Here is an 8,422-nt window from a genome sequence, read left to right as displayed (position 1 = left end):
TCTCGCCCGGTTCATTCCACTGTGGTTTGCCGGGGCGCAGGAGGACGCCGACGACTTCTTCCTCGGGGGGCGTGACTTCGTATGGCCCCTCATTGGGTTCTCGCTTTTCGCCACCAACATGTCTGGGGCGTCGTTCGTGGGGTTGGCCGGCGCAGGCTACAACCAGGGCATCTCGGTGTACAACTATGAGTGGAGCGCGGCCATCATCCTCATCTTCTTCATCTTCTTCATCCTCCCCTTCTACCTGCGATCGGGGGTGTACACGATGCCGGGCTTTTTGGAGAAACGGTACGACGTGCGGTCTCGGCGGGTCTTTTCCGGCATCAATCTGTTTTTTAATATGTTTATCGACGCGGCCGGGGCGCTTTACGCCGGAGCGCTCGTGTTTGTGCTGCTCTTCGACATCCCGTTGTGGATGGCCGTCGCTGCCCTGGCCCTTCTGGCCGCCATCATCTCCGTCTTCGGGGGCCTTAAGGCCGTCGTCATCTCGGACACGGTACAGGCCATCATGCTCATCATTGGCGGGACAACGGTGGCCATCGCTGCGTATTTGCAGCTTCCCTCTTGGGGCGCCGTAGTCGATACCGCCGGAAAGGACGCCCTGAGCATCTTTAAGCCCCCCAGCGACCCGGAGATGCCCTGGCCGGGCCTGTTTACGGGCGTGCTCGTGATCGGGACCTACTTCTGGACGTCCAACCAGCTGATTGTACAGCGTACGCTCGGGGCCAAAACGATCAACCACGGGCGCTGGGGCTCCCTCTTCGCGGGGTTCCTGAAGCTGCCGGTCCTCTTCTTCATGATCCTGCCCGGCACCATGGCCCTGGTGCTGTACCCGAACCTGTCCAACGCCGACATGGTGTTTCCTACGCTCGTGTTCGACCTGCTTCCGGCGGGCGTAAGCGGGCTCGTCCTGGCAGCCCTGGTAGCCGCCATTACCTCGTCGATCGACTCGATCCTGAACTCCGCTTCCACGCTCGTGACAATGGACTTCGTGAAACCGCTCTACCCGGACCTCAGCGACCGGGGCGTCGTCCTCACGGGGCAGGTGGCGACTGCTGGGGCGCTGCTGGTAGCGATCATCTGGGCCCCTCAGATCGCACGGTTCGAGACGCTGTGGGGCTACTTGCAGTCGGTGCTCGCGTACACCACGCCGCCCATCGTGGCGACCTTCGTGGGCGGCATCTTCTGGACACGGGCGAACCGGCACGGCGCCTTCGTTACCCTGCTGCTCGGGGTGAGCCTCGGCGTCGTCTTCTTTGTACTGAACGAAATCATGGGGGTGTTCGCGATCCAGTTCCTCTACGCCGCCGGCGTGTCGCTCGTCATGAGCGTGCTCATCCTTGTCGGCGTGAGCCTTCTGACCGAGCCTCCGCCCGCAGAAAAGACCGAGAAGCTGACCTGGGACGTCAGCTACTGGCACGCCGAGACCGAGGCACTGGAAAGGCTTGCCTGGTGGCAAAATTACCGCTACCATTCTATTCTGCTCGTCCTCTGTACCGCCGTCATCCTCTACTTCTTCGCCTGAGGCGTCCTGTTAGGTCAGGCGGGCAGCCACGGCGCACGCTCCGCGGCTCGCCACCCCTTCCGACCAATCCATTGGTTCCATGGCTACCCTGAAAGACGTTGCCCGCAAGGCTGGCGTCTCTATCTCCACGGTGTCGCGCGTCTTCAATGACCCCGAGAAGGTCCGCCCCGACACCCGTCAGCGCGTACGGAAGGCCTCGGAGGCCCTCAACTACAAGCCGAGCCGGGTGGCTCGTCGGCTCCGTGTGCAGACGGGCGAAACCAATCTCATTGGGCTCATTATCCCTGACATTCAGAACCCCTTTTTCGCAGAGGTGGCCCGGGGCGTCGAAGACGTGGCGCGCGACCATAACTACGCGGTCATTTTTAGCAATTCCGACGAGGACCCCGAGAACCAGAAGGTCGCCCTTGATACGCTCCAGACCGAGGACGTGGATGGCGTGATCGTTCCCCCCGTGGACCTCGACGACGCAGCCGTCAAGGACTTTGCGGAGAGTTCCATCCCGATTGTGTGCGTAGACCGGCAGATGGCGGACCTGCGCCTCGATACGATCCTTTCGGACAACCGGCAGGGGGCGCACGATGCCGTAACCCATCTGATCGAGCACGGGCATGGTCGCATCGCGTTTATCGGCGGGATTGCTCGCATTTCCACGCTCACGGAGCGCCGTGAAGGATACGAGGCGGCCCTCCGCGACCACGACCTGCCGGTGGATCCCGCGCTCGTGAGGGAGGGCGAACTGCACCGCGAGCGGGGCAAGGACCACACCGAGGCCCTCCTCGCCCTCGATCGCCCTCCGACGGCCCTCTTCACGGGCAACAATCTGACGACGCTCGGGGCCCTCGCGGCCCTCAACCAGCACGACGTGCGGGTGCCCGAGGACATGGCCCTCGTCGGGTACGACGACATCCCTTGGGCCGATGCCCTAAACCCTCCGCCGACGGTCATTGACCAGCCCAGCTACGAAATGGGACAACGGGCCGCAGAGCTTCTTCTGCAGCGGCTCGACGCCCCCGACCGGTCCCCGACGGTCGTGACGCTTCAGCCGAAGCTGATCGTCCGTCAGTCCTGTGGGGCTGACTCCGACAGCACGTGACTGAACGGTTGTCAACAGTTCTCGATTCTTCTCTCCGATGCGGACCGCCCTCCGAACGCTTCTCCTTTTCCTCTCCGTCGGGCTCGCCCCGCTCGGCCTGGCGGGATGCAGCGACTCCAGTGCGCCCGCCGCCGCGTCCGGCCCGTCGTTTGAGGAGCCGTACCGGCCCCAGTTCCACTACACCCCTCGGCAAAACTGGATGAACGACCCGAACGGGCTGGTCTACCACGACGGGACGTTCCACCTCTTCCACCAGTACAACCCGGAGGGCAATACCTGGGGCCACATGAGCTGGTACCACGCCACGAGCACCGACCTCGTGCACTGGACGCTCCTGAGCGAATTTGGGCCGACTGATCCCCCCGACCGCAGACCTTCTGCTGAACGACACTTTTTTCGACAATGAGCGACGAGATTCTCTGTGTTGGCGAGATTCTATGGGACGCGCTGCCGGACGGCCTCTTTCTGGGCGGTGCGCCCTTCAACGTGGCCTCCCACCTCCGCGTCCTCGGACGAGAGACGGCCTTCGTGAGCCGGGTCGGCGACGACCGGCTCGGCCGCGAGGCGCTCCGCCGCATGCGGGCCCGCGGCCTGGGCACCGACCTCATGCAGATCGACGACTCCCTCCCCACGGGCTTCGTGCAGGTCGAACTCGGCAGTACCGGCGAGCCGGACTACGACATCCTGGAGCCGGCCGCCTGGGACGCCATCACGTTCACCGACACCCTCGGCCAACACGCAGAGCACGCCGACGCCCTCGTGTACGGCAGCCTCGCCCAGCGGGCCCTCACCTCCCGCCAGACGATTCAGCGGCTCTGCGAAGCCGACCTCTTGCGCGCCTTTGACATCAACCTTCGCCCCCCGTTCGTCGACCCCGCGGTGGTCGAACAATCCCTGGAGACCGCCGACGTCGTGAAGCTCAATGATGACGAGTTGCACCACTTACAGGACTGGTTCGATCTTTCCGACGATCCAGAACAGGCCATGTCCGACTTGGCGGCGACGTTCGACGCCTCGGCCGTCTGCATGACCGGTGGGGAAGACGGTGCCTGGCTGTGGCGACACGGCAAGCGCTGTCACCACCCCGGATACGCCGTGTCGGTAGCCGACACGGTGGGGGCCGGCGACTCCTTCCTCGCCGCCCTGCTGACGGGGCTGCTCAGCGGCTGGGAGGGCTCCTCCCTGCTCGAACATGCCAATCGGCTGGGGGCGTTCGTGGCCTCTCGCTCTGGCGCCCTGCCCACCTACAGGGTGGACACGCTGGCGGATATTTCTGAACTGCCGCTCGAATCGCCGGGGGCGACTGCCTGAGCGCGCCGGGACGCCTGCGTTCAATGTTGTCTCGTCCCCCATGGATCGTTCACAGCGGCTCGCTCTCTTCGGCGCATTTGCCGCCGCGCGGACCGGCTTTCTGTCTGGCTTCGATGCCATCGTCATCTCCGGCGGCGAACGCTGTTCTGGATCGGGGGCCTAGGCGTGAGCGCCTCCTCGGGGGCCGTGGGAGAAGAACTCTGTAAACGAGGGATGAGCGCAGTCTGGACCTTGGCTCGTCTGGGATCACGTGGTCGCGTGCACAGTTTCGAACCACGTGGCCGATAACCCTATGGATCCGCGTTGGTCGTCGCGGATGTTCCGTTCAGCGCTTGTCCCATCAGCCTGCGGTTCGCTGCCGCTGCCCCTCCACTCATGAGCGACGCCGTCCAAGAGCACTGCGGCATCTTCGGCATCCTCAATCACCCCGAGGCCGCCCGGCACACGTACTACGGCCTGCACGCCCTGCAGCACCGGGGCCAGGAGGCCGCGGGCATCGTCACTTCTACCTACGATGAGCAGCGGGAGGAGCCCGTGATGCCGGTCCACAAGGACTTCGGCCTCGTGCTCGACGTGTTCGACGATCCGGACCTCTTCAACACGCAGCTGCTGGGCGACGCGAGCATCGGCCACAACCGGTACTCCACGAGCGGGGCCGCCGCCAACCGGGCCAACATCCAGCCCCTCGTGGTGCACCACCGCAAGGGCAACCTCGCCCTGTCCCACAACGGCAACCTGTCGAACGCCAAGGAGCTGCGCAAAAGCTTCAGCGAGCGCGGCACGCTGTTCCAGACCACCAGCGACAGTGAGCTCATCCTCCACCTTACGGCCCAGAGCCGCCGCCAGGAGCACCTCGACCAGATCATCGACGCCCTCATGCAGATCGAGGGGGCCTACTCGCTGCTCCTGATGACCGACGAGCACATGATCGCCGTCCGCGACCCGAACGGGTTTCGCCCGCTCGCCTTGGGCCGTTTGGAGACGCCCGAGCGCCATGAGGGACCGGCCTACTGCGTCGCCAGCGAGACGTGTGCCTTCGACATGATCGACGCGGAGTACATCCGCGACATCGAGCCGGGAGAGGTTCTGGTGATCGACCGCGAGGGCTGCGTGAACGACGGCGACTTTGAGAGCCACGAGATCCCCACGAAGTATGGGGTCAGCCAGTGCGTCTTCGAGTACGTCTACTTCTCGCGGCCCGACTCGCAAATCTTTGGGGAGATGGTGGACAAGGTGCGGCGCCAGTTGGGCGTGCAGCTCGCCCACGAGGCGCCCATTCCGGAGGAGGCCGAGGACGACGAGAAGACGCCCATCGTCGTGCCGGTCCCCGATTCCGCCAACACCTCCACCCTCGGGTTCGCCGAGGAGTGCCAGGACATGGGCCGTCGCTGTCGGTTCGACCTGGGGCTCATTCGCAATCACTACGTGGGCCGCACCTTCATTGCCCCCGGCCAGGACCGCCGCGAGATGAAGGTGCGCTGCAAGTTCAACACCGTGCAGGGCTTGCTGGAGGATCGTACGGTCGTGGTGCTCGACGATTCGATTGTGCGGGGCACCACGGCCCGCTATCTCGTGAACATGCTCCGCGACTCCGGCGCCAAGAGCGTGCACTTTCGTGTCTCCTCCCCCCCGGTCATCAGCCCGTGCTTCTACGGCATGGACTTCCCCGACGCCGACGAGCTGCTGGCCAACAAGTTCGACAACATCGAGGACATGCGCGACTACCTCGGCGTGGATTCCCTCGCCTACCTCTCCGTGGAGGGTCTCATGAAGGCTGTCACCCGGGCCAATCCCGACTCCTTCGGCTACTGCAACGCCTGCTTTACAGGCGACTATCCGGTGCCGGTCGACGAGGACATGAGCAAGGAGGAGTTCGACTGGCAAGCCCCGGCCCCCCAAGCGCAGTGAGGAAGTAGTCTCCGGACTGCGCCCCAACACATCGTCGCTCAGATGCTCTGGCCGAACCTCTTCTCCGATCAGCCGATCGGTCGGCATCTTCTCGAACGGTCTTGTAAGGAATGAGGCACATTGCCCCAGCACCCCGGCCCCGAGTGGGCCGCAGGGGCCTTCGTATTGGCAACTTGGCCAAGCCCAAAAATCTCACCAGTTTCTGGACGACTTCCATCCGCTCCTGCTGGCGATCTCGCTCGTAGCTGCCTCGTCCTCGCTTTCCTCTCGGCCCTGCTCACCTCCTTTCTACGTGCATGTCGTCGGCCTCGACTTCCCTAGTTTAATGCATCGAGCACTCCTCGCGCCGGTCGTAGATCGCTTCTTTGACTTTGTGAGACACATCCAGAACCGGCTTGTAGGTCAGGCCCAAATCCGCGGAGGTATCGTTGATCGAGTGCTTTTTTCCATCTCCCGGATCAGGTAGACCCACCGGGAGAGGATGACATTGGAAACCTCTCGTGCCTGGTTCTGCACAAGAGCGAGGATTCTTAGGGAGAGGGTTCCTGAAGCGAGGGTCCTTGAGGCGACGGCGACTCTCCCCCAGCCTTCTGAATCGCCTCGAAGAAGCGGTCTCGCAGAAGAGAGTCGCTCATGGCGCGGTTCATCAAGCGTCGAAACCGAGTTGTGCTCAGCTCCGACTCCTCAGAGATTGCAGATGCCATCGCCCGTATCATCTGCTTTTGCATCTGAGGCATCTGAGGGGGCAGGCCGGAAGCGGGCGACCCTTCGGGAGTCGGCGTCTCTTTATTCTTCTCGACCGAATCTTTCCGCGTCAGGAGACTTTCTCGCTTTTCCTGTACCTTCGCGTACACTCGACCTGCCGCCTTGATCTCCGCCGGAGTGAACGGTCTGCGCGGCTTGGACTGTGTGGATTGAGGCCCGCTGTCAGGCCGGGTCGTAGGGGCACTCAGGGTGGAGGTTGAGCCGGGGGCGACGGTCTTACTTGTCGACGGTTCGCTCTCCGAGCATCCGGTCAGAAGAACACTGAGCGCGATCCCAGCCAGCAGGGCTATGGCCGATCCGAAGAGACGTGGATCTGAGGCGGACGCGTGCTGTCTCTGCCTTGGAAGGAGGAGTCTTCTCAATGTCAGAAACGCCTGCGAGAGCATGATGCAACTGCTTACGCGAGACCACCAAAGAAAATCTGTTCGACCAGGGTCTACAGGGGCGAGGATAGAATGTTCGAGCTACAATGAAACGGCCCGGCGGAGCAATATTTTCGATCATCCATCGTTGTGAATGATGGGTGTAGGAGCCCATCTCCCATGGGCGAAGGTCAACGTTCAATAGCAGCGTCAAAGTCTTTCCCCTCAGCCATGAGCGACTCTGAAATCCCTTCTCAGAACACCTCTAAAAACCGCCCCCTCTCCCTCACCGAATCGGCCGAGGCCGTGAAAGGGGCCCTGAAAGGCTGCCACGCTGAACTCGACAAACTTCAGCGCCGCCTCCGAGGGACGCTTCCGGAGGGTCGGGAACTTCGGGGGGATGGGGAGAAGAATACCCCTCATAATCACGCTCTTTATTTGGCCTTGCGGCTCGAATCCTGCGCTGAAACGCTCCGGAAGGCCGCCAATCCATCTGGTGAATAGCGGTTCTATTGCGAACGGACATTCCGCATCACGTCTTCTCTCCACCGGCCTCGAGGGCGCGTCTTGGGGCCGAACGGAGCCTTGTGGGCGAAAGTTATTCTCATCGACTGTTCTCTTACCAATTGACTCTCCATCTATGACCGCCCTAGCCGACGAGACAGACCAGCAGACAGGCAACGGAAGCACCCAGGAAAAAATTGAAGCCCAGCACGAGCGGGCCGAGGAACTTGGCGATCTCAGCCCCGAGGCCCTTCTTCTGGTGCTTACCGAGCAGATGAGAGACGTCCTGGTTCACGTCCGTGAGCTGACGAGGGAAGTCGTCACCATAAGGGCCAATCTCGAAGACAAAGGCACAGAGGAGGTCCTCAGTGAGGTCACCGAACGGCTCGACCGGGCTTCTGGGGAAGAGGAGCTTCTCCGCTTGAAGTCCATCTACGATTTTCTCGAAGAGAGGGAAGCCTCAAGCGATGAGGGATAACTCGGCGGTGGGGCCCCAAGCCCAGCTCACGTGAAGAGGTCCTGTTGCCCGGTGTTGTGAGGATACCGGAAACGGATGTGCAAGGAGAACGCCGCAGTGCCTCCACGAATCTCAGGATTCACGAGTCCTCAGAGGGGTTATGCTCGATCCACTGTCGGCACTGGTCCTTCTCATCGGGCTTGGCGTGGGGGCGGAGTGGATCTCAAACCGACTGGGCCTTCCGTCGATCGTGCTGTTGCTCGTTGCCGGGGTGGTGGTCGGCCCGGCCACAGGCATCGTCAATCCCGATCAGCTTCTCGGCGACGCCCTGTTCCCGGTCGTCTCGCTTGGGGTCTCCATCGTTCTGTTCGAGGGAGGAATGCGGCTGCGGTTTTCCGGCCTTCGGCCTGTTCAGCTTCCGATCCTATCGCTGACGACGCTCGGAGCCCTCGTCAGTTGGGGCGGGGGTGCAGTCCTGGCCTGGTGGATCCTTG

Annotated in this window: 8 protein-coding genes and 1 pseudogene; all 9 read left to right on the top strand. The window is 62.8% G+C overall.

Annotation, left to right across the window (positions count from 1 at the left end; translation table 11 throughout):
- Nucleotides 1–1,525, top strand: a 1,525-nt coding sequence (locus ABEL04_RS06550; RefSeq protein ID WP_375801584.1) for a sodium:solute symporter family transporter, incomplete at its 5' end; no start/stop codon positions are given.
- 79 nt (nucleotides 1,526–1,604) lie between these two features.
- Complete coding sequence (locus ABEL04_RS06545; RefSeq protein ID WP_375801583.1) at nucleotides 1,605–2,621, top strand: LacI family DNA-binding transcriptional regulator; 1,017 nt, start codon at nucleotides 1,605–1,607, stop codon at nucleotides 2,619–2,621.
- Between the two features lie 37 nt (nucleotides 2,622–2,658).
- A pseudogene (locus ABEL04_RS06540) lies at nucleotides 2,659–2,949 on the top strand (glycosyl hydrolase family 32); the annotation flags it as partial.
- A 74-nt stretch (nucleotides 2,950–3,023) separates the two neighbouring features.
- Complete coding sequence (locus tag ABEL04_RS06535) at nucleotides 3,024–3,932, top strand: carbohydrate kinase (RefSeq protein WP_375801582.1); 909 nt, start codon at nucleotides 3,024–3,026, stop codon at nucleotides 3,930–3,932.
- Nucleotides 3,933–3,972: 40 nt separating this feature from the next.
- Nucleotides 3,973–4,095, top strand: a complete 123-nt coding sequence (locus tag ABEL04_RS06530; RefSeq protein ID WP_375801581.1) for a hypothetical protein — start codon at nucleotides 3,973–3,975, stop codon at nucleotides 4,093–4,095.
- A gap of 212 nt (nucleotides 4,096–4,307) precedes the next feature.
- Nucleotides 4,308–5,840, top strand: coding sequence for an amidophosphoribosyltransferase (purF, locus tag ABEL04_RS06525; protein WP_375801580.1), 1,533 nt, complete (start codon nucleotides 4,308–4,310; stop codon nucleotides 5,838–5,840).
- Between the two features lie 1,358 nt (nucleotides 5,841–7,198).
- Nucleotides 7,199–7,471 (top strand): hypothetical protein, encoded by a 273-nt coding sequence (locus ABEL04_RS06520; protein ID WP_375801579.1) that lies wholly within the window; start codon nucleotides 7,199–7,201, stop codon nucleotides 7,469–7,471.
- Nucleotides 7,472–7,607: 136 nt separating this feature from the next.
- Nucleotides 7,608–7,949, top strand: coding sequence for a hypothetical protein (locus tag ABEL04_RS06515; RefSeq protein WP_375801578.1), 342 nt, complete (start codon nucleotides 7,608–7,610; stop codon nucleotides 7,947–7,949).
- Between the two features lie 139 nt (nucleotides 7,950–8,088).
- Nucleotides 8,089–8,422: cation:proton antiporter (locus ABEL04_RS06510; protein WP_375801577.1), on the top strand; the 334-nt coding region annotated here is incomplete at its 3' end.

The organism is Salinibacter sp., from assembly GCF_042218895.1.
Taxonomy (GTDB): domain Bacteria; phylum Bacteroidota; class Rhodothermia; order Rhodothermales; family Salinibacteraceae; genus Salinibacter.
The sequence above is the reverse complement of the archived record's forward strand: the minus strand, read 5'-3'. Positions and strand labels throughout refer to the sequence as shown.

Excerpts from the sequence above, each read along its gene's own strand:
- purF (WP_375801580.1), top strand. The coding sequence starts at position 4,308 with ATGAGCGACGCCGTCCAAGAGCACTGCGGCATCTTCGGCATCCTCAAT.
- ABEL04_RS06530 (WP_375801581.1), top strand. The coding sequence starts at position 3,973 with ATGGATCGTTCACAGCGGCTCGCTCTCTTCGGCGCATTTGCCGCCGCG.
- ABEL04_RS06520 (WP_375801579.1), top strand. The coding sequence starts at position 7,199 with ATGAGCGACTCTGAAATCCCTTCTCAGAACACCTCTAAAAACCGCCCC.
- ABEL04_RS06535 (WP_375801582.1), top strand. The coding sequence starts at position 3,024 with ATGAGCGACGAGATTCTCTGTGTTGGCGAGATTCTATGGGACGCGCTG.
- ABEL04_RS06515 (WP_375801578.1), top strand. The coding sequence starts at position 7,608 with ATGACCGCCCTAGCCGACGAGACAGACCAGCAGACAGGCAACGGAAGC.
- ABEL04_RS06545 (WP_375801583.1), top strand. The coding sequence starts at position 1,605 with ATGGCTACCCTGAAAGACGTTGCCCGCAAGGCTGGCGTCTCTATCTCC.